Annotated in this window: 20 protein-coding genes; 6 read left to right on the forward strand and 14 right to left on the reverse strand. The window is 53.4% G+C overall.

Going from position 1 to position 20,522, the window contains the following annotated elements; translation table 11 throughout:
- Nucleotides 1–88: 88 nt before the first annotated feature.
- Entirely contained in the window at nucleotides 89–1,078 is a 990-nt protein-coding gene (locus ABSH60_RS10100) for a sulfate ABC transporter substrate-binding protein (protein ID WP_056774555.1), read from the forward strand.
- A gap of 71 nt (nucleotides 1,079–1,149) precedes the next feature.
- Here the strand turns inward: ABSH60_RS10100 and tpiA are convergent, their stop codons facing one another.
- Together tpiA and ABSH60_RS10110 are read right to left on the reverse strand one after the other, a co-directional pair.
- The gene (tpiA, locus tag ABSH60_RS10105) at nucleotides 1,150–1,917 is read right to left on the reverse strand and encodes a triose-phosphate isomerase (protein WP_122097084.1); all 768 of its coding nucleotides are present in this window, start codon (nucleotides 1,915–1,917) and stop codon (nucleotides 1,150–1,152) included.
- Between the two features lie 127 nt (nucleotides 1,918–2,044).
- Nucleotides 2,045–2,653: a DUF1454 family protein gene (locus ABSH60_RS10110; RefSeq protein WP_056774560.1), complete on the reverse strand. Its 609-nt coding sequence runs from the start codon at nucleotides 2,651–2,653 to the stop codon at nucleotides 2,045–2,047.
- 158 nt (nucleotides 2,654–2,811) lie between these two features.
- Between ABSH60_RS10110 and ABSH60_RS10115 the strand changes: the two genes are divergently transcribed.
- Nucleotides 2,812–3,234 (forward strand): DUF805 domain-containing protein, encoded by a 423-nt coding sequence (locus ABSH60_RS10115; protein ID WP_056774563.1) that lies wholly within the window; start codon nucleotides 2,812–2,814, stop codon nucleotides 3,232–3,234.
- 14 nt (nucleotides 3,235–3,248) lie between these two features.
- On the opposite strand, the gene fpr is transcribed toward ABSH60_RS10115, so the two are convergent.
- Nucleotides 3,249–3,995: a ferredoxin--NADP(+) reductase gene (gene fpr / locus ABSH60_RS10120; protein WP_056774565.1), complete on the reverse strand. Its 747-nt coding sequence runs from the start codon at nucleotides 3,993–3,995 to the stop codon at nucleotides 3,249–3,251.
- Nucleotides 3,996–4,292: 297 nt separating this feature from the next.
- Between fpr and emrD the strand changes: the two genes are divergently transcribed.
- On the forward strand, nucleotides 4,293–5,486 hold the full coding sequence (gene emrD, locus ABSH60_RS10125; protein WP_390973813.1) for a multidrug efflux MFS transporter EmrD: 1,194 nt from the start codon (nucleotides 4,293–4,295) through the stop codon (nucleotides 5,484–5,486).
- A 62-nt stretch (nucleotides 5,487–5,548) separates the two neighbouring features.
- On the opposite strand, the gene glpX is transcribed toward emrD, so the two are convergent.
- The 3 genes from glpX to ABSH60_RS10140 form a co-directional block, all read right to left on the reverse strand.
- Nucleotides 5,549–6,559, reverse strand: a complete 1,011-nt coding sequence (glpX, locus tag ABSH60_RS10130; RefSeq protein ID WP_136375877.1) for a class II fructose-bisphosphatase — start codon at nucleotides 6,557–6,559, stop codon at nucleotides 5,549–5,551.
- 142 nt (nucleotides 6,560–6,701) lie between these two features.
- Complete coding sequence (gene glpK, locus ABSH60_RS10135; protein WP_056774575.1) at nucleotides 6,702–8,225, reverse strand: glycerol kinase GlpK; 1,524 nt, start codon at nucleotides 8,223–8,225, stop codon at nucleotides 6,702–6,704.
- A gap of 45 nt (nucleotides 8,226–8,270) precedes the next feature.
- A complete protein-coding gene (locus ABSH60_RS10140) occupies nucleotides 8,271–9,119 on the reverse strand; it encodes an MIP/aquaporin family protein (protein WP_056774579.1) in 849 nt (282 codons plus the stop codon).
- Between the two features lie 587 nt (nucleotides 9,120–9,706).
- Here ABSH60_RS10140 and zapB point away from each other — a divergent pair.
- Nucleotides 9,707–9,946 (forward strand): cell division protein ZapB, encoded by a 240-nt coding sequence (gene zapB / locus ABSH60_RS10145; protein WP_056774584.1) that lies wholly within the window; start codon nucleotides 9,707–9,709, stop codon nucleotides 9,944–9,946.
- A gap of 63 nt (nucleotides 9,947–10,009) precedes the next feature.
- On the opposite strand, the gene rraA is transcribed toward zapB, so the two are convergent.
- The 7 genes from rraA to priA all read right to left on the reverse strand — a co-directional run bounded on the left by rraA (nucleotide 10,010) and on the right by priA (nucleotide 18,120).
- Nucleotides 10,010–10,495 (reverse strand): ribonuclease E activity regulator RraA, encoded by a 486-nt coding sequence (gene rraA / locus ABSH60_RS10150; RefSeq protein WP_056774588.1) that lies wholly within the window; start codon nucleotides 10,493–10,495, stop codon nucleotides 10,010–10,012.
- A 120-nt stretch (nucleotides 10,496–10,615) separates the two neighbouring features.
- Nucleotides 10,616–11,542, reverse strand: coding sequence for a 1,4-dihydroxy-2-naphthoate polyprenyltransferase (locus tag ABSH60_RS10155; RefSeq protein ID WP_136375876.1), 927 nt, complete (start codon nucleotides 11,540–11,542; stop codon nucleotides 10,616–10,618).
- Nucleotides 11,543–11,640: 98 nt separating this feature from the next.
- The gene (gene hslU / locus ABSH60_RS10160; RefSeq protein WP_056774596.1) at nucleotides 11,641–12,975 is read right to left on the reverse strand and encodes an HslU--HslV peptidase ATPase subunit; all 1,335 of its coding nucleotides are present in this window, start codon (nucleotides 12,973–12,975) and stop codon (nucleotides 11,641–11,643) included.
- 12 nt (nucleotides 12,976–12,987) lie between these two features.
- Nucleotides 12,988–13,518 (reverse strand): ATP-dependent protease subunit HslV, encoded by a 531-nt coding sequence (gene hslV, locus ABSH60_RS10165; protein WP_056774599.1) that lies wholly within the window; start codon nucleotides 13,516–13,518, stop codon nucleotides 12,988–12,990.
- 115 nt (nucleotides 13,519–13,633) lie between these two features.
- The gene (ftsN, locus tag ABSH60_RS10170) at nucleotides 13,634–14,599 is read right to left on the reverse strand and encodes a cell division protein FtsN (RefSeq protein ID WP_390973817.1); all 966 of its coding nucleotides are present in this window, start codon (nucleotides 14,597–14,599) and stop codon (nucleotides 13,634–13,636) included.
- Nucleotides 14,600–14,701: 102 nt separating this feature from the next.
- Entirely contained in the window at nucleotides 14,702–15,730 is a 1,029-nt protein-coding gene (gene cytR / locus ABSH60_RS10175) for a DNA-binding transcriptional regulator CytR (RefSeq protein ID WP_056774605.1), read from the reverse strand.
- A gap of 194 nt (nucleotides 15,731–15,924) precedes the next feature.
- A complete protein-coding gene (priA, locus tag ABSH60_RS10180) occupies nucleotides 15,925–18,120 on the reverse strand; it encodes a primosomal protein N' (protein WP_056774608.1) in 2,196 nt (731 codons plus the stop codon).
- 202 nt (nucleotides 18,121–18,322) lie between these two features.
- On the opposite strand from priA, the gene rpmE reads away from it, so the two are divergent.
- A complete protein-coding gene (gene rpmE, locus ABSH60_RS10185; RefSeq protein ID WP_072158085.1) occupies nucleotides 18,323–18,535 on the forward strand; it encodes a 50S ribosomal protein L31 in 213 nt (70 codons plus the stop codon).
- A 168-nt stretch (nucleotides 18,536–18,703) separates the two neighbouring features.
- Here rpmE and metJ read toward each other — a convergent pair whose 3' ends face one another.
- Nucleotides 18,704–19,021 (reverse strand): met regulon transcriptional regulator MetJ, encoded by a 318-nt coding sequence (metJ, locus tag ABSH60_RS10190; protein ID WP_004392248.1) that lies wholly within the window; start codon nucleotides 19,019–19,021, stop codon nucleotides 18,704–18,706.
- A gap of 339 nt (nucleotides 19,022–19,360) precedes the next feature.
- Here metJ and metB point away from each other — a divergent pair, with 339 nt between their 5' ends.
- Nucleotides 19,361–20,521 (forward strand): cystathionine gamma-synthase, encoded by a 1,161-nt coding sequence (gene metB, locus ABSH60_RS10195; protein ID WP_056774610.1) that lies wholly within the window; start codon nucleotides 19,361–19,363, stop codon nucleotides 20,519–20,521.
- The last annotated feature ends 1 nt before the right edge of the window (nucleotide 20,522 follow it).

The following is a 20,522-nucleotide window of genomic DNA, read 5'->3' on the forward strand; positions in this document are numbered from 1 at the left end:
CTTTATTCGTTTTCTTTTTCTCTGGCAGGCTCTCTTCATCAGACCAAACAAATGAAATTCATAGAAACTACTTCTGGGAGAGAGTGCGATGCGTAAATGGGGTGCAGGCCTGGCTTTACTGCTGGTAGCAACAGGGGCGATTGCCAAAGACATTCAGATTCTGAACGTGTCGTACGATCCAACCCGCGAATTCTATGAGCAATACAATAAAGCCTTCAGCAAATACTGGCTGGGAAAAACCGGCGACACGGTCACAGTACGCCAGTCGCATGGCGGTTCGGGCAAGCAGGCCACCTCAGTCATCAATGGTATTGAAGCAGACGTTGTGACCCTGGCACTGGCCTATGATGTTGATGCGATTGCTGAACGTGGTCGCATCGATAAGAACTGGATCACCCGGTTGCCGGATAACTCCGCGCCTTACACCTCCACCATTGTGTTCCTGGTGCGTAAGGGCAACCCGAAACAAATTCATGACTGGAATGATTTGATCAAACCGGGCGTGTCAGTGATTACGCCGAACCCTAAAACGTCAGGCGGCGCACGCTGGAACTATCTGGCTGCGTGGGGTTATGCCCTGCATCACAACAATAATGACAAAGCCAAAGCGCAGGACTTTGTGAAAGCGCTGTATAAAAACGTCGAAGTGCTGGATTCCGGCGCCCGTGGCGCAACCAACACTTTCGTTGAGCGTGGTATCGGTGATGTGCTGATCGCATGGGAAAACGAAGCGCTGCTGGCGACCAAGGAAGTCGGCAAAGACAAGTTTGAAATTGTGACACCGAGTGAGTCAATCCTGGCTGAACCGACAGTTTCTGTGGTGGACAAAGTGGTCGACAAGCGTGACAGTCGCACCGTAGCAGACGCTTATCTGAAATACCTGTATTCACCGGAAGGCCAAACTATCGCGGCGGAAAATTATTATCGTCCACGTGATCCTGAAGTAGAGAAAAAGTTCGCGTCTGAATTCCCTAAACTGAAGCTGTTCACCATTGATCAGGTTGCAGGCACCTGGGCTCAGGCGCAGAAAGAGCACTTCGCGACTGACGGGATTTTCGACCAAATCTCTAAGCGTTAATGCCGAGCAGTAAATTCAGGCAATAAAAAACCCCGGCGTGCCGGGGTTTTTTGTGCGCGAAAGAAACAGGCTTACGCTTGTTTAGCTTCAGCTGCCGCTTTAACGATCACAGCGAAAGCATCTGCTTTCAGTGACGCGCCGCCAACCAGTGCACCGTCGATGTCTGGCTGAGTGAACAGTTCTGCCGCATTAGCCGCGTTAACAGAACCGCCGTACTGGATGATCACTTGTTCAGCAACCGCAGCGTCTTGTTTTGCAACGTGGTCACGGATGAACTTGTGTACAGCCTGAGCCTGGGCAGGCGTGGCTGATTTGCCGGTACCGATCGCCCATACGGGTTCGTAAGCGATAACCGCACCTTCGAACGCTTTTGCGCCCAGGGTGGTCAGAACGGCGTCCAGTTGTTTAGCGCAAACGGCTTCAGTCTGACCCGCTTCGTTTTCTGCTTCAGTTTCGCCGATGCACAGAACAGGGATCAGGCCAGCGTCTTTCAGCACGCCGAATTTCTTGGCGATGAACTCATCGCTTTCTTTGTGGTAAGTGCGGCGTTCTGAGTGACCGATGATGATGTATTTCGCACCGATATCTTTCAGCATGTCGGCAGAGATTTCACCGGTGAATGCGCCGGACAGGTTAGCGTCAACGTTCTGAGCGCCCAACGCAATGCGGCTGCCAGCCAGAGCGTGTTTAGCCTGTGACAGGTAAACTTCTGGTGGAGCAATCGCAACGCCACAACCTTCGACCGTGCTCAGTTCAGTGCGCAGAGCAGCAATCAGTTCGTTAACCATGTGGGTGCTACCGTTAAGCTTCCAGTTACCCATCACTAATGGATGTCGCATGTTTTTTCCTCCAAAAGGGGACGCGAATGTCGATTAAAATTTCTGCCAAACAAGCAGATTACCTGTGCAACAGTATAGAGATCATTGAAGATAAAGGCTTTGCTTTTCGTCATTAAAAACCGTCATCTCATGGCTCAGCCAGGGCCAGCTTGACCGGCTCAACGGCAAACGTCAGGCCTTTTTCGCCATTATCCGAAACCACAAAACGGACCGCGCCAACTTCCTGCTGATAAAACTGCTGGCCTTTCCCTTTTTGGATCAACGACGCCACTTTTGCCACACTTTGCTCTGTCGAAAGGGTGGCATCGAACTGGCGCATCAGGTTAGCCATATAGCTCATCGCCAGAGTGCGGGCGGCCTTTTCTTCTGCCCCCTGGATAGGAAGATAAGTGATTTGCAGCGTTTTGATTTTACCGGTGCCTTTTTCAAGTGCAGTAGAGGCATACAGATTTTCATTAATTTTACTGGCCGCGCGGGTCAGAGGGCTGTTGGCCGCTTTTTCATTTATCGAGCGGAATTCACCAATCTGTTGCGTTGGATTGGCTTCATTGTACTTTGCCCGAAAGTTGATCAGGGTTGTTTCGAACGTCGGGGCGCCGGCCAAAAGGTAAGGTGCTTTCGGCATCTCTTCTGCGCCAGAATGTTCAGCGGGCGGATCGGCAAGGGCAATGTTCGGGCCTGCGAGCGTCAGCAAAACCGGTAGCGCCAGAGATAAAATGGATTTTGCAGCATTCATAGTATTTTTCTTATCCTCTCTGTATAGACCGATTAAAGCGGGGATCAGGGGGTAATGTCAAAAGGAGACCGTAAACATTCTCATGGCGGCGATCGCTGGGTTACACTCGCTCCGGCTTCACTTTTTACTCCCATTGTCTTCTACGGAACTGATTGTCAATGACGTTACAGCACGCACTGTTTTCTTTTAATGGCCGCATGGGCCGACGGGATTTTTGGCTCTGGATGGTCAGCTGGCTGATTCTGATGGCGGCAGATTTTTTCTTTGCTGCACAGGGATGGGTCACCTATCAGTCTGCCGGATTTGCACTGGTGGTTTTACTGTGGCCGACCGCCGCTGTGCTGGTGAAAAGGTTGCATGACCGTAATAAATCGGCATGGTGGGCGCTGCTGTTTGTGCTGGCATGGATGCTGGTGGCCGGAAACTGGGCGGCAGCGATGCCGCAGACATGGAGCTGGGTATTAGGCCGTCTGGCGCCTTCGGTGATTTTCATCATGCTGATCGTCGACTGTGGCGCTTTCGTGGGGACGCCGGGCACAAATCGCTTTGGCCCGGAGCCGGACGAGGTCAAATTCAAATAACGTTGCGGCGAAATCTACCAGTAATGTTCGCTGGTCATATGGCCCGGTTTACGTTTCAGGTGTTTGCGCATGCCCCGGGTATCTTTCAGAACCTGCTGGGTATCGCGCACCATCTGAGGATTTCCGCACAGCATAACGTGGCTGTCTTCCGCTGACATTTTCAGGCCAACGGCCTCCTCGAGCGCACCGCTTTCAATCAGCGCCGGTACACGGCCAGACAGTGAACCTGAGATTTCTTCGCGGCTGACGACGGTTTGAATGCGCAGTTTGCCCTCATAACGGCGTTGTAGTTCCTGCATCAGAGGCAAATAGCTGAGATCGGCGGAGAAACGCGCGGCGTGAACCAGAACGATGTGTTTAAAACGTTCCAGCCCCTGGCCCTCCTGCAAAATGGACAGATACGGCCCGATGGCGGTGCCGGTCGCCAGCATCCACAGCTGGTCACATTCCGGAACTTCATCAATCACGAAAAATCCTGCGGCCTCTTTGGTGATCTGAATCTCGTCGCCGGGCTGCATGACGTGCAGTTTAGGGCTGAGCTTCCCTTCCGGCACGTTGACCAGATAGAACTCCAAATCAGCGCTGGATGGGGGATTTACATAGGAATAGGCACGCTGTACCCGCTCGCCGTCTATCTCCAGAGAGAGTTTCGCAAACTGACCTGCGGTAAAAGGATCGGCTGGCGCATTGACCGTGATGCTGAACAAATTATCCGTCCAGTGCTCAACTTTTGTGACTTTTCCCGTGACCCAGTCAGCCATAAAAACTCCCGTCTTTTTTGATTACCGAATGTAGGTGCTGATTTTATTTCAATTTTTTCCGATCCCTTATCGGTTAAATGTTATCAGCCTGTTCCTCTGCCGTTATCTGTTGTCGAAATTCGTACACTGTGCGTTACACCAGTGGCTCCCCTTGCTGCCATCCGTTGCACCGGAGAGTTTGCCGCAACACTCGCTTATTCATCTTAATTTGTTAACTTATGCGCCGCCGTAAGATAAACGGATTTACCGGTTATTTATTCTGCACTTTCCCTACTCCATTTGATAATGAACTGAAAAATGAAAAATCTGGAAAACATTCACCTGCTGGTAATGTTGATTTTGCTGGTGGCCGTCGGTCAGATGGCGCAAACCATTTACGTGCCGAATATCGCCGATATGGCGACCAGTCTGTCGGTTAAACCCGGCGCGGTGCAGCGGGTGATGGCCGCGTATCTGATCACCTACGGGGCTTCGCAGCTGGTCTATGGGCCACTGTCAGACAACATTGGTCGCAAGCCGGTGATCCTGGCCGGGTTGATGGTTTTTCTGGTGGGTGCCGCGGGCGCGATGATGTCCTCCAGCCTCAATATGCTGATCGTGGCCAGTGCGGTGCAGGGAATGGGAACCGGCGTGGCGGGCGTGATGGCGCGGACAATGCCGCGTGACCTTTACAGTGGTGGGGCGTTACGCCACGCCAACAGTTTGCTGAATATGGGGATTCTGATCAGCCCGTTGCTTGCGCCGGTGATTGGTGGCGCGCTGTCTGCATGGTTAGGCTGGCGCGCCAGCTTTGGTTTTCTGCTGATGCTTTGCGCAGGCGTTGCATTTTCAATGTACCGCTGGTTGCCGGAAACCCGTCCTGAATTCACTGCTGACCATCAGCCTCGTAAAATGCTCAGCAGTCTGCGCTTGCTGCTGGCGGACGGTAACTTCAGTCGTTATCTGGTGATGCTGGTGGGTGCGCTGGCCGGTGTGGCGGTGTTTGAGGCCAGCTGCGGCGTGCTGATGGGCGGCGTTCTCGGGCTGAGCGGCGTCATGGTCAGTATTCTGTTTATTCTGCCGATCCCGGCGGCATTTTTTGGCGCCTGGTATGCCGGACGTTCTGAGAAAAGTTTCCAGCAGCTCATGTGGCATTCTGTGATCAGCTGTCTGCTGGCGGGCCTGACGATGTGGATCCCCGGCTGGCTGGGCATCATGAACATCTGGACGCTGATCGTTCCGGCCTCCTTGTTCTTCTTTGGTGCAGGGATGTTATTCCCGCTGGCGACCACCGGCGCGATGGAGCCTTTCCCGTATCTCGCCGGTGCGGCTGGTGCGCTGGTGGGCGGATTACAAAATATGGGATCGGGGCTGGTGGCATGGTTATCGGCGATGTTGCCGCAAACCGGTCAGTTCAGTCTGGGGTTGCTGATGTTTTCGATGTCGTTACTGATTTTGCTGTGCTGGTGGCCGATGTCGAATCGTCTTCAGGAGCAAGGGCATCGGGTTTAAGCCTCTCCTCAGGTGAAAAAAAGCAGAGCCAGGTGCTCTGCTTTTGCCTTTCTTGTCTCGCTTCAGATGATAAACGCGTGCAGTGCGGCGTCTTTACGGTCGAGATAATGCGTCGAACGTATACGACGGATGGTGCGGGATTTACCCCGGATCAGCAGCGTTTCGGTCGTCGCCATATTTCCCTGACGGCTGATGCCTTCCAGCAGATCCCCCTTGGTAATGCCGGTCGCAGAGAAAATCACGTTGTCATTACGCGCCATATCATCCAGTTGCAGCACTTTGCCTGCTTCAATGCCCATCGCCTGACAGCGTGTCAGCTCTTCTTCGCCTATGCGGCGGTTTTCCGGGGTATCGCCTTTCACGTCATGTCGTGCCAGTAAGCGGCCCTGCATGTCACCGTCCAGCGCGCGGATCACCGCGGCGGAAATCACCCCTTCCGGCGCGCCGCCAATGCCATACAACACATCAACTTCACTGTCCGGCATGCAGGTGAGAATAGTGGCTGCCACATCGCCGTCCGGGAAGGCAAAAACCCGTACTCCGGCCGCCAGCATTTCTCGAATCGCCTCGTCGTGACGCGGTTTCGCCAGCACGGCCACGGTCAGCTCAGTCAGCGGTTTGTTTAGCGCGCGGGCAACATTTGCGAGGTTTTCCGCCAGCGTCAGATCCAGATTAATCGCGCCTTTTGCGCCGGGCCCGACGGCGATTTTTTCCATGTACATATCCGGCGCATTGAGGAACGAGCCTTTATCGCCGACGGCCAGAACGGCCAGTGCATTGGATTGCCCCATTGCCGTCATGCGGGTACCTTCAATAGGATCGACGGCGATATCCACGGCATCGCCGCGGCCTGTTCCGACTTTTTCGCCGATATACAGCATTGGCGCTTCGTCAATTTCCCCTTCGCCAATCACGATGGTGCCATCGATATCGACGTTATTAAGCATGATGCGCATCGCCTGAACGGCGGCGTTGTCAGCGAGGTTTTTATCGCCACGGCCAAGCCATTTATACCCAGCCAGGGCGGCCGCTTCGGTCACGCGGGAGAACTCGATTGCTAATTCACGTTTCATTGGAAAGCCTGTAGGAAGAAAAAAGAGATCGGTGAGGCAAAGGCTCATCTGTGCGGGGGATTTTAGCACAATGGGAAAGGCGCATAAAAAAACTCCCCGACGGGGAGTTTTCAAGAAGGTGTTGGCGAAAAAAAGGCGGCGATTACTCGTCGTGATCTTCCCATGAACGAACGCGTGCCACGGCTTTTTGCCAGCCTTTGTAGCGTACATTACGTTCTGTGGTTTCAATGCTTGGGCGGAATTCACGTTCGATGGTCGCTTTGCTGCGCACTTCGTCCAGATCGTTCCAGAAACCGACGGCCAGCCCGGCAAGGAAAGCAGAACCCAGCGCGGTGACTTCCAGAACGGCAGGGCGCTCAACGCGGGTACCGAGAATGTCTGACTGGAATTGCATCAGGAAGTTGTTCGCTACCGCACCGCCATCCACGCGCAGAGACTGCAGGCGGGTACCGGAATCAGCCTGCATGGCATCGAGCACGTCACGCGTCTGATAGGCGATAGACTCCAGCGTTGCACGGATGATGTGGTTGCTGTTTGCACCACGGCTCAGACCGAAGATCGCGCCACGGGCATACGGGTCCCAGTAAGGGGCGCCAAGGCCGGTGAAGGCAGGCACCACATACACGCCGTTGGTGTCTTTCACTTTGCTGGCGAAATATTCGGAGTCTGTGGCATCGCTGATCAATTTCAGTTCGTCGCGCAGCCACTGAATGGAGGCACCCCCGACGAATACCGCACCTTCCAGCGCATAATTCACTTCGCCTCGCGGACCACAGGCAATCGTCGTCAGCAGGCCATTTTTGGAGGTTACTGCTTCTGTGCCGGTGTTCATCAGCAGGAAGCAGCCAGTACCATAGGTATTTTTCGCCATACCCGGTTGTACGCACAGCTGACCATACAGCGCGGCCTGCTGGTCACCGGCGATACCGGCGATAGGAATACGCGTACCGCCTTTACCCCCGATGTTGGTCTGACCGTAAATTTCAGAAGAAGGGCGAACTTCCGGCAGCATGGCGCGCGGAATATCCAGCACTTCCAGCATACGTTCATCCCATTCCAGATTATGAATGTTGAACATCATGGTACGCGAGGCGTTAGTGTAATCAGTAACGTGAACACGTCCCTGAGTCATTTTCCACACCAGCCAGGTATCCACGGTGCCGAACAACAGTTCGCCGCGTGCAGCGCGTTCACGGGAACCTTCAACGTGGTCGAGGATCCATTTCAGTTTGGTACCAGAGAAGTACGGGTCAACCACCAGACCGGTGTTATGACGGATGTACTCTTCCATCCCGTCTTTCTTCAGCTTTTCACAGATGTCAGCAGTACGACGGCATTGCCACACAATCGCGTTATAAATCGGCTTGCCGGTTTCTTTTTCCCACACGATGGTGGTTTCACGCTGGTTGGTGATACCGATACCGGCGATCTGATCGGAGTTGATGTCGGCTTTCGCCAGCACTTCTACCAGTACCGAGCTCTGGGAAGACCAGATTTCCATCGGGTCATGTTCCACCCAGCCGGATTTCGGGTAGATCTGGGTGAATTCGCGCTGTGAAACGCTGACGATGTTGGCATCGTGATCCAGAACTACGGCGCGTGAGCTGGTTGTACCCTGATCAAGTGCGACGATGTATTTTTTTTCGTGAGTCGTATCTGCTGACATAATTTTCATCCTGCGAATAAGTTAGCTTTGGAACAGTTTAGCCGATCAGGCTTTACGCTGTTTGGAAGGCTGAGGCGCTTTTTCATCTGCAATATCATTGATCTGATGTGGCAGATGACGACCAATCAACGCTTTGTACGCGATGGCACCGAGTGAAGCGCCGAGCAGCGGGCCAAAAATCGGAACCAGGAAGTAAGGAATATCACGTGCACCGGTGAAGGCGACTTTGCCCCAGCCAGCGAAGTAAGCGAACACTTTCGGACCGAAATCACGCGCCGGGTTCAGTGCGAAGCCGGTTAACGGACCCATTGACGCACCGATAACCGCGATCAGAATACCGATCAGCAGCGGAGCCAGCGGGCCGCGTGGAATGCCGTTGCCGTCATCCGTCAGGCCGAGGATCAGCGCCATCAGAATGGCAGTGATCACCGTTTCAACCAGGAAGGCCTGCAGTACGCTGATGTGCGGGTTTGGATAGGTGGAGAAGATACCGGCCAGATCCAGACTTTCGACACTGCCGCGCACCATATTATGGCTTTGCTCGAAATCGAAGAACAGGTTGTAGTAAAGACCGTAGACCAGCGCTGCGGCACAGAAGGCACCGGCGACCTGCGCCACGATGTAAGGCAGAACTTTGCGTCCTTCAAAGTTTGCAAACAAACATAACGCGACGGTCACCGCCGGGTTCAGGTGTGCGCCTGAAATCGCTGCGGTCAGGTAGATGGCCATTGCCACACCCAGACCCCAGATAATGCTAATTTCCCACTGGCCAAAGGTAGCACCGGCCAGTTTCATTGCTGCGACACAACCCGCACCAAAGAAAATGATAAGCCCGGTACCCAGAAACTCAGCGATGCACTGACCTTTTAATGTGGAACTCATGGTTTGGCTCATAGTTGGATCCTGCTAAGGATGATGTTAATGGTTAGTTATAGTTTTTCTGTTATGCGTACGTGAACGTAATCGGATTTTGCCGTTCATCATTAAATGAGAACGTAATGTGAATTTATCGTTAACGAGCATAAACGAGAAATAGCGAAATCGATTTTTGTGTGTTGTGTCATAAAAATGAGCGATTTCGCGTGTTGAAAGGTCCTGCCGACCGGTAAAAAGCCCACACCGTGACATTCCCGTGAAGGCTGTGAAGCTAAACGCGCATGTCGGATGGCGCTCAGGGTATTCGGTATTCGCTGACATTTCTGGAGGGTGACTCTGCTTTTTAAGCATTTCCTGATACTCAGCCCGTCAAAATTGCAACAGACTGCGTGCAGAGAGGGGTTCTTGGTAGACAGGGCAAGGCTGGCTACATACAATCACTCGTTAAGACACCCGCCGTTTTTTTGAAATCCCGGTGAAGTTCAAACGTTATTGCGATTTGAATTTATTATAGAAATCGGCGAAGTGCAGGAATTTTTGAGCCGTGTCCGGACGATGCGGCAGAACATAAGATGTGCGCCTTGCGAACATAAGGGGACCGAAAAATGTCATTTGAAGTATTTGAGAAACTAGAAGCTAAAGTTCAGCAAGCGATCGATACCATTACTCTGTTGCAGATGGAAATCGAAGAACTGAAAGAGCAAAACAACACCTTGTCTCATGAAGTTCAGCAGGCGAGTGGTAATCACGAGTCGCTGGTGCGCGAAAACGCACAGCTGAAAGAAGAGCAACATGTCTGGCAGGATCGTCTGCGTGCACTGTTGGGAAAAATGGAAGAAGTCTAACGGCTTCATTTTCCAAATAAAAAAGGACGCCCAGGCGTCCTTTTTTGTTGCTGTAAGCGAAGGTTATTCGATATCGAGCGGGTCTTCTGACAGGATGATACCGGTGTTATCAGCATACAAGTGGTCGCCGGAGAAGAAGGTCACGCCGCCGAAATTAACACGAATGTCGCTTTCGCCGATCCCCTCACTGCCTGCGCCAGCCGGAATGGCCGCCATAGCCTGAATGCCAAGGTCGAGCTCTTCCAGGTCATCCACCTGACGAACCGCACCGTAAATCAAAATGCCTTCCCATTCGTTTTGCAATGCCTGACGTGCCAGACCGGCATCAAGTAATGCACGACGAACAGAACCGCCGCCATCGACCACCAACACGCGGCCACGACCATTCTCTTCCAGCAAGTCATAAAGCAAGCCATTGTCTTCGAAACACTTCACTGTCGTGATTTGCCCGCCAAATGAAGTACGGCCACCAAAGTTGGAGAACAGGGGTTCGACAACATTCACTTCTTCATGGTAGATATCGCAAAGTTCGGAAGTATCGTATTTCATAGGATTTCATCTGGTTGCTGCATGAACGTTCAGTATATCCCTTATCGGCGGATGTTGGCAAAATCATCAATTGTTAAATGTGAAAAGTGACCCGATTAGCGCACGCCAGGCCACTTTTCTTCAATTCAGTAACAGACCCACTGCAAACAATACGTTAGTCAGTAACGCAGCTTTTACCATGTGCTCCAGCAGAGGGCGTACTTCCATTGAGGTTTTTGCGCGATTCACCCGGCGGATATGGATTGCCAGCACAGGTACGGCCAGAAGAAACAGCCAGCCGGTCCAGTGATGCAGATATACGGCAGAGAATACCGCCAGACAAATTGCGGCGGCCGTCAGAATCACCGTGTGATAACGACGCGCATTGACCGGCCCCAGACGGACGGCCAGCGTGTTCTTGCCATTGGCGCTGTCGGTGTCGATATCACGCAGGTTGTTAATGTTGAGCACCGCAGTGGAGAGCAGGCCGGTCGCCGTCGCTGGCAGCATCACAATCCAGTCGAAGTATCCCGCCTGCAAATAGAACGTACCGGCAACGCTTATCCAGCCAAAGAAAATCAGCACCGAAATATCACCGAGGCCCATATAACCGTAAGGGCGCGTCCCCACGGTATAGGTGATTGCCGCGCCAATCGACAGCAGCCCGAGGATCAGAAAACCGACTACGTCGCTGGGTTTATGACAGGCCACGGCGATCAGCGCGACGCCACAAATAATGGTCAGCGCGATGGTGAGCATAATCGCGTGTTTCATTTGTGAGGCGGTAATCATCCCTTTTTGCATGCCGCGCAAAGGCCCGACACGATCGGGCGTATCGCTGCCTTTTTCGGCATCGCCATAATCATTCGCCAGATTGGACAGGATTTGCAGACACCCGGCGGTGAGCAGCGCCAGCAACGCCGTCAGCGGATGGAAAACGCCTTGCAGGCTGGCAATGGCCGAACCCATCACGATAGAGGCAAAAGCCAGAGGCAGCGTTTTGGGACGCAGGCTTTCGAGCCAGGCGCGGGCGGGCGTCGTCGGAGTGCAGGGAGTCATAGTGCTCATAGATGGATTCGCTCAGGTGAACAAGTCAGTCCGAAATCTAAAAAAAATCAGGGAGGCAAACGCCTCCCTGAAGATCACTTTCGGAACGTATGAGCAAATTATAAGATAAAACGGCTCAGATCTTCATCAGCTACCAGCTGATCAAGGTGGCTCCTAACATAATCTGCATCAATGTTTATGGAAATACCGTTGCTTTCGCTCGCGTCGTAAGAGATATCTTCCATCAGACGCTCAAGAACCGTATGCAAACGACGGGCACCAATGTTTTCGGTGGTTTCGTTGACCTGCCATGCGGCTTCGGCGATACGGCGGATACCGTCAGCGGTGAAATCAATGGTGACGCCTTCGGTTGCCATCAATGCTTTGTACTGATGAGTCAGCGAAGCACTCGGTTCGGTCAGAATGCGTTCGAAGTCTTCAGTCGACAGCGCCTGCAGTTCAACGCGAATAGGCAGACGCCCCTGCAGTTCAGGGATCAAATCTGACGGGCTGGCAGTCTGGAACGCACCGGAAGCGATAAACAGGATGTGATCTGTTTTCACCATGCCGTGTTTAGTAGAGACTGTGCAGCCTTCCACCAGCGGCAGCAGGTCGCGCTGAACACCTTCGCGGGAAACATCCGGGCCGGAGCTCTGGCCGCCGCGTTTACAGATTTTGTCGATCTCATCGATAAACACAATACCGTGCTGCTCGACGGCTTCTATCGCCTGTTCTTTCAGATCTTCCGGATTCACCAGTTTTGCCGCTTCTTCTTCAACCAACAGCTTGTAGGCTTCTTTGATTTTCAGTTTGCGCGGTTTTTGTTTCTGCCCGGCCATGTTCTGGAACATGGACTGAAGCTGGTTCGTCATCTCTTCCATGCCCGGCGGGGACATGATTTCCACGCCCACAGGTCCGGAAGCCAGACTGATTTCAATTTCTTTGTCGTCGAGCTGGCCTTCACGCAGTTTTTTGCGGAAATTCTGGCGCGCGGCAGAAGGTTCCTGGGTTTCGTCTGCCTGGCCCCAGTTGTTTTTCGCCGGCGGGATCAGCACATCCAGAATACGTTCTTCGGCCAGTTCTTCGGCGCGGAAACGGTTCTTTTCGATGGATTGCAGGCGCACCATTTTCACGGCGGAGTCGGTCAAATCGCGGATAATAGAATCCACTTCTTTACCGACATAACCGACCTCGGTGAATTTGGTCGCTTCGACTTTGATGAACGGTGCGTTCGCCAGTTTCGCCAGACGGCGGGCGATTTCGGTTTTACCCACACCGGTCGGACCGATCATCAGAATGTTTTTCGGGGTGACTTCATGGCGCAGCGCTTCGTCGAGCTGCATGCGACGCCAGCGGTTACGCAGGGCAATGGCCACGGCACGTTTCGCTTTGTCCTGGCCAATGATGTAGCTGTCTAGTTCGCTGACGATCTCGCGCGGGGTCATCTCAGACATAATTTTCGATCCTTACGCTTTAGAAGACAATTCTTCGATGGTGTGGAATTGGTTGGTGTAGATGCAGATGTCACCGGCGATACTCAGCGATTTTTCCACGATGTCGCGGGCGCCCAGCTCTGAATTTTCCAGCAGTGCGCGGGCTGCTGCCTGTGCATACGGGCCACCGGAACCAATGGCGATCAGATCGTTTTCTGGCTGAATAACATCACCGTTGCCGCTGATGATAAGCGACGCGTTTTCATCGGCGACGGCCAGCAGCGCTTCGAGACGGCGCAGCATACGGTCGGTACGCCAGTCTTTCGCCAGTTCTACGGCCGCTTTCACCAGATGACCCTGATGCATTTCCAGCTTGCGCTCGAACAGCTCAAACAGCGTGAACGCATCCGCTGTACCGCCAGCAAAGCCCGCGATCACTTTATCGTTATACAGGCGACGTACTTTTTTGACGTTGCCCTTCATGACGGTATTTCCCAATGTGGCCTGGCCATCACCACCGATAACGACCTTGCCGTTGCGGCGTACACTTACAATTGTTGTCACGAGCGGTTCCTCGTTGCAGACGGGAAAGATCCCCGCAGGCTTGTGGGACACGCTGGGTGTCTCACAAGCTTACGAGGCATATTGAAAGTATAGATTGGGGAAGGATTACGGGTTTTCAACCCCCGGTTGCGAGGGGAATGCAACCGGAGATGCCTGCGTTCTTCAGGCGGGCTAAGGTGCTGTCGGCACCGGAACGATTGTTATAAGGGCCGATCACCACACGATTCCAGCCACCGCCGGTCGTGATACGGCCTTCAAAACCTTCAAAGGCCAGCTTCGCACGCTGAGATTCTGCCTGCTCGGTGCCGTGGAAAGAACCGCACTGAACCATAAAGCGCTGGGTCTTTTCCTGCTCTTTAGGTTTCTCCGGCGTCACCTGTGTGATGGCGGCCGGTTGCTGTGTTTTAGGCTGTTCTTTCACGGTTTCTTTCGGCACAGGTTTAGGTTTCTGCTGTACCGGTTGTGTCTGAGCCTGAGCCTGAGCCTGAGCCTGCGGCGCGCGTACTGGCTGCGTTTGCGGCGTGTACGCAGGTTGTTGCTGAACCTGGCGCGGCTGAGTCTGCACCGGCTGCTGCTGTGCATAGGTCGGTTGCTGCTGCTGTTGCTGAACCTGACGCTGCGCAGGTGCCGTCGTCGTACGCGTGACCTGATTTGGATCGTTATACGGCACTTCAGACAGCTGTGTCGGCGTCTGGCGCATATCGGCCTGCATTTGCTCGAGCAACTGGCGCTGTTCCGGCGTCAGCTGAGTTTTGGATTCCACCTGACCACCCGCCGTCGGTTCTGTCGGCGTGGTCACACCCATCTGGCGGTTTTCCAGTTCTTTAATATAACGCCAGCGTTCTTCAGGCTTAGGAGGCAATCCGTTACCCGGACGGACAGGATGCGTTGGCACCACGACCGCTTCTTCATGCTTATTGTGAGCAATAAAATAGAGGCCACCGACAAACACCACCAGCACCGCAACGGCTAACACCACCATGGTTTTGGAGATCGTTGTGGAATTGCGTTTTTTACTCCGGCTGGTACTTTTCCGCCGCGCTCCTGAGCGCCCACGGCTTACATAGTCTTTCTGTGCCACTATCGTTTCGCTGTGTCGTGATGATTAAAGAAGAAGTGCGTCATGTTACTTAACCCTGAACATTTACTGAAATTAAAACTTCATGGTGGGATAAAAAATGACTCACGCTTTGGGCGCCGCAGTACTTTCACGCACGATGAGTTCGCTGTCGAGCAGCAGTGAACCGTTTTGTACCGGATTTCCCTGCAACTGCTCGAGTAATAATAACATGGCCTGACGACCCAGCTGGAACCTTGGCTGCGCCACGGTGGTCAGCGGAGGATCGGTGAACTGGCTGGCCTTGATGTCATCGAAGCCGACAATCGACAGATCTTGCGGAATACGCAGCCCCATTTTCTTTGCCTGGAACATGGCGCCAATCGCCATCACGTCGTTGTGACAGAAAATCGCCGTCGGCGGTGTCGGCAGTGACATCAGCTCTGTCAGCGCCAGCGCGCCTGATTCATAGCTGAAATCACCATGAACGGTCAGAGCGCTCTCAACGCTCATGCCATTACGACGCAACGCCTGAATATAACCTTGTGAACGGTACTGGCACAGCGGCATATGTTTCGGCCCGGCGATACAGGCAATGCGCTGATGACCCAGCTTCAGAAGGTAATGTACGGCTTCAAATGCGGCAGTCAGGTTATCAATGTGAACGGTCGGCAGTTCAAGTTCCGGGGCAAATTCATTGGCCATCACCATCGGCGGCAAATTTCGCTGTTCTTCTTTACTGGCATCGAAAGGTAAATCCGAGCCGAGCAGCAGCATGCCGTCAATTTGTTTGGTGATGATCAGATTGATAAAGGTTTTTTCTTGCTGGTTCTGGTGAGCGCAATCGCCGATCAGCACCAGATAGCCACTTTGCGCGGCGGTGCGTTCGATCCCCTGGATCAAATCTGCAAAAAACGGATCGCAGATGTCCGGGACGATCACCAGAATGGTGCGTGATTCGTTGCGTTTTAAATTGCGCGACATGGCATGGGGCGAATAGCCCACGGCCATGACGGCCTGATCCACTTTCTGACGGGTGGAAGCGGAAACTTTTTCCGGATTCATTAACGCGCGGGATACCGTTGCTGTTGAAACGCCTGCCTGTTCAGCCACATCTTTCATTGTCGCGGCGGGTAATTCTTTCTTGTGCTCCAACGCATCTCTCCTTGCAACTGCATCAAACGGACACGACAACATCAACATTCCTCACCTGCTACCCCTGCGTGCTGTGTAGCTCATCACATTCTAAACAGAATGTGAGTAGGATTTGTTACCTAATTTGCATTAAAAGTGTGATGCAGATGCTTTTTTTCGATCCACCCCGCAGAAAAACCGGGGCTACCTGCGGATTAGCTGTCAATCGGATCCACATCCAGCGTCCATTTCACTTTTCTGGCCTGAGGAAGGCTGGCGATAAGTGGCTGAGAACTCTTGATCAGATGCTGTAAAACCCGGCGGGAAGGATGCTGTAATAACAGTTGCCAGCGGAAGCGTCCGTTACGTTTGGCGGCAAGCGCCGGAACCGGCCCCAAAATCCACAGCGAATCATCTTTCAGGGGGCTGGATTCCAGAAGATTACGTAACTGCTGGAGGAAAAGCGCCGATTGCTGATTATCATGATCTTCAGAGCGAATCAGAATATGGCTGGTATAAGGCGGCAGGAAGACGCTTTTACGCTCAGCAAGCGTCTGCCTGGCAAATTCGTCGTAGCCTTTTTGCAACAGAACCTGCAACAGCGGGTGTTCAGGATGATGAGTTTGCAGCACCACTTCGCCCTGTTTACCGGCGCGGCCTGCACGTCCTGAAACCTGCGTATAGAGCTGGGCAAATCGCTCGGCAGAACGGAAATCCGCCGAGAACAGCGCGCCGTCGACGTCTAATAAAGACACCAGTGTGACGTCCGGGAAGTGATGCCCTTTCGCCAGCATTTGCGTACCGATAAGAATACGTGCACCGCCGCGATGGATTTCATTCAGATGCAGTTCCAGCGAGCCTTTACGGCTGGTGGTATCGCGGTCGATACGGGTGATGGGGGTATCGGGAAAGAGCGGGGCCAGCTCATTTTCCAGCTGTTCCGTACCGACGCCCACCGAAACCAGCTGCGTCGAGCCGCAGTGCGGGCACTGGTGCGGCACCGCACGCTGGCTGTCGCAATGGTGGCAGCGTAACTGCCGCTGGTTCTGGTGGATCGTGTAATAGTGGTCGCAGCGCTGACATTCGGCAATCCAGCCGCATTCATGGCACAGCAGCGCAGGCGCATAGCCACGGCGGTTGAGAAACAGCATCACCTGATTATCGGCTTTCAGATGTTCATGCATCTTTTGGATCAGCGGCTGCGATAACCCGACTTTCAGCTGCATTCCTTTCAGATCGAGCAAATTCTGGCGGGCGAGTTTGGCGTTACCGGCACGTTTGGTCAGTTTCAGCTGGCGATATTTCCCCAACTCGACGTTGTGCAAGGTTTCCAGCGCCGGTGTGGCCGAGCCCATGATAATCGGAATATTTTCGGCATGGGCACGGTAGACCGCCAGATCACGGGCGTGATAGCGCCAGCCCTCCTGCTGCTTATAAGAGCTGTCGTGTTCTTCATCAATAATGATCACCCCGAGGCGGGCGAAAGGCGTAAATAAAGAAGAACGCGTGCCGATGACGATCCCCGCTTCACCGTTACGCGCACGCAGCCAGACGGCAAGACGTTCGCTGTCATTGAGGCCGGAATGCAGGACATCAACCGGCGCACTGAAACGCTCCCTGAAGCGGGCAATAGTCTGCGGCGTCAGGCCGATTTCCGGCACCATCACCAGCGCCTGCCGACCCTGTTCGAGAATATTTTCCAGCACGCTGAGATACACTTCGGTTTTGCCCGAACCCGTCACCCCGGCCAGCAGCCAGGCGGAAAACTGCTGATCTTCGCTGCGGATAGCACCGACGGCAGTGGCCTGCTCGGTGTTAAGCCGCAAACGCTCGCCCACGACTGAAAAATCTTTGCGCCAGTCCGCTGCATCGGGCGCGATACTGCGTAAATCGGTCAGCCCTTTGGCGCGCAATGCCTGCAATGCGGTATCCGTGAGATCAAGATCGGCGACCTGATGGCGATACACCGGCTTTTGCATCAGCGCGGCCATCGCCTGTTGCTGCTTTGGCGCACGCTTCAGGCTGTCGAGCGGGGTCGCGCGGCCTTGTTCAGTGGCAAACCACTGCCACAACGGCGTCAGTTCAGCGGGTTTTCCCTGGCGCAATAATACCGGCAGCGCGTGGAACAGCACTTCACCAATCGGAAAATGGTAATAGTCGGCAGCCCAGAACAGAATGCGCCACAAGTCGGGAGTAAAGAGGCTGGTACGGTCGAGGACCTCACGCACCGGTTTCAGCTTCTCCAGGCCAAACTCGCTGGAATCGCTGATCTTCGTGACAATGCCAATTGCATCGCGTTTACCAAAAGGCACACTGACCCGGCAACCCTGCGTGACCTGCATGTCGGGCGGCAATAAATAATCAAAAGTACGGGCAAGCGGAACAGGTAAAGCAACGTGGGCAACAGGCATCGGGGGTCCAGACTTTAAAAAAATGACGAGATAGTGTACACTGAGTCCTTCGAAATGCATGAACATGATTGCGCGGTTCTCAGAGATTCTGTATGATTCGCCGCCTTTGGTGCATTTCGTACTCAAAGCCTATCATCCACTACGCGTGGTGTCTGACGGAACAGGGTTGGATAGCGACGCGGCCTTAAGAAGAGGTTTTCCCATGAAACAAGGTATTCACCCTAAATACGTAGAAATTACTGCAAACTGCTCATGCGGTAATGTTATCAAAACTCACTCAACTGTGGGTCACGATCTGAACCTGGACGTTTGTGGCGAATGTCACCCGTTCTACACTGGTAAGCAACGTGAAGTCGCTACCGGTGGCCGTGTTGACCGCTTCAACAAGCGTTTCAGCATGCCAAGCAGCAAGTAATATTGCTGGCTTGAGAGCAAAAAAAGGCGCCGATGGCGCCTTTTTTGTTGCCTGCAGTTTCACTTCCCGCCAGACAAACCTTCCTGATCACGACTCAGCGTTAATCATCACAGACACTGAAACCCGCACAATCGTCCGCACGGGCATGTTCAGCTGCGCTCAGCGCTATCAATATTCCCAGGTATCAGGATCCACACCCAGTTCACGCATCAGGATCTTCGCCGCTTCCGGGATTTCGTCACTGCGTTCTTTACGCAGGTCTTCGTCATTCGGTAAAGGCTGACCGGTAAAGGCGTGCAGGAAAGCCTCGCACAATAATTCACTGTTGGTCGCGTGACGCAGGTTATTCACCTGGCGACGAGTGCGTTCATCGGTGAGGATTTTGAGGACTTTCAGCGGAATGGATACCGTAATTTTCTTAACTTGTTCGCTTTTCTTACCGTGTTCAGCGTAAGGGCTGACATATTCGCCGTTCCACTCAGCCATGGGACACCTTAAATTTATCAAAAAATAAAATTCTGAAAACCCGGTGATTATGCCCGATTTTCACTGTTCTCACTAAATAAATGTCCGTATTTAACAGGGTTATCTCACGATTTTCCCCGTGGCATTCTTCATTTTGTCGCCCGACGCAGGGCCGTGACCGGTTACCTGTGCGTCCGGGATCGGCCAGACATTCGCATAACGCCATAATTTTAGCGGGTATTGCTCTGTTGCTCAATCTATACGCAAAGAAGTTTAGATGTCCAGATGTATTGACGTCTATAACTCCGGGCGTTACTCTTTGTCATCTCACCCTTCGCACATCGCAGGAAGAAAAAGACTATGACGCACAAGCAAGCCACCATTGCCGTGGGCAGTGGCCTGAACAATGATCAGCAATATGGTTGTGTAGTTCCGCCAATCTCGCTTTCCAGCACCTACAACTTTGAAGATTTCAATCAGCCAAGGGCCCACGATTATTCACGCCGCGGTAATCCGACGCGTGATATTGCGCAGCGTGCGCTGGCCGATCTGGAAGGCGGTGCGGGCGCGGTACTGACCAGCAGTGGCATGTCTGCGATTCATCTGGTGTGTACGGTCTTTTTGAAACCCGGCGATTTACTGCTGGCCCCGCACGATTGCTACGGCGGCAGTTACCGTTTGTTTGACAGCCTGAGCAAGCGCGGTGCGTATCGCGTGCTGTTTGTCGATCAGGGCGATCCGCAGGCGCTGGCTGACGCGCTGAAGGAAAAGCCGGCGCTGGTGCTGATCGAATCGCCAAGCAATCCGCTGTTGCGCGTGGTGGATATCGAAGCTATTTGCGCCGCATCGCACGCAGCGGGTGCGTTAACGGTGGTGGATAACACCTTCCTCAGCCCGGCGTTACAGAACCCGTTGCAGCTTGGCGCGGATTTAGTCGTCCATTCTTGTACTAAATATCTTAACGGGCATTCTGATGTGGTCGCCGGTACGGTAATATCTAAGACCGCTGAACATGCGACTGAACTGGCCTGGTGGGCGAATAACATCGGCGTGACGGCAGCGGCCTTCGACAGTTATCTGTTGTTGCGTGGCCTGCGTACCTTAACGGTGCGCGTGAAGCAGCAGCAGGAAAATGCGCTGGCGATTGTTGCCTATTTACAGAAGCAAACGCAGGTCAAAAAGCTGTATCATCCGTCGCTGCCGGAAAACCAGGGGCATGATATTGCCCGCCGCCAGCAACGCGGTTTTGGTGCCATGATCAGTTTTGAATTTAAGGGTGATGAGGCGCAGCTGCGTCATTTCCTGAAAGAATTGAAGTTATTTACCCTCGCAGAATCCTTGGGAGGTGTCGAAAGCCTGATTTCTCATACCGCAACCATGACGCACGCGGGTATGGCGCCCGAAGCGCGTAAAGCCGCCGGGATTTCTGACAGCTTGCTCCGAATTTCTGTAGGTCTTGAAGACAGTGAAGATTTGATTGCTGATCTGGAACACGCATTCCAGTCAGTGGCAACGAGGTAAG

The organism is Rahnella sp. R3(2024), from assembly GCF_042920125.1.
In the GTDB taxonomy this organism is placed as follows: Bacteria; Pseudomonadota; Gammaproteobacteria; order Enterobacterales; family Enterobacteriaceae; genus Rahnella; species Rahnella rivi.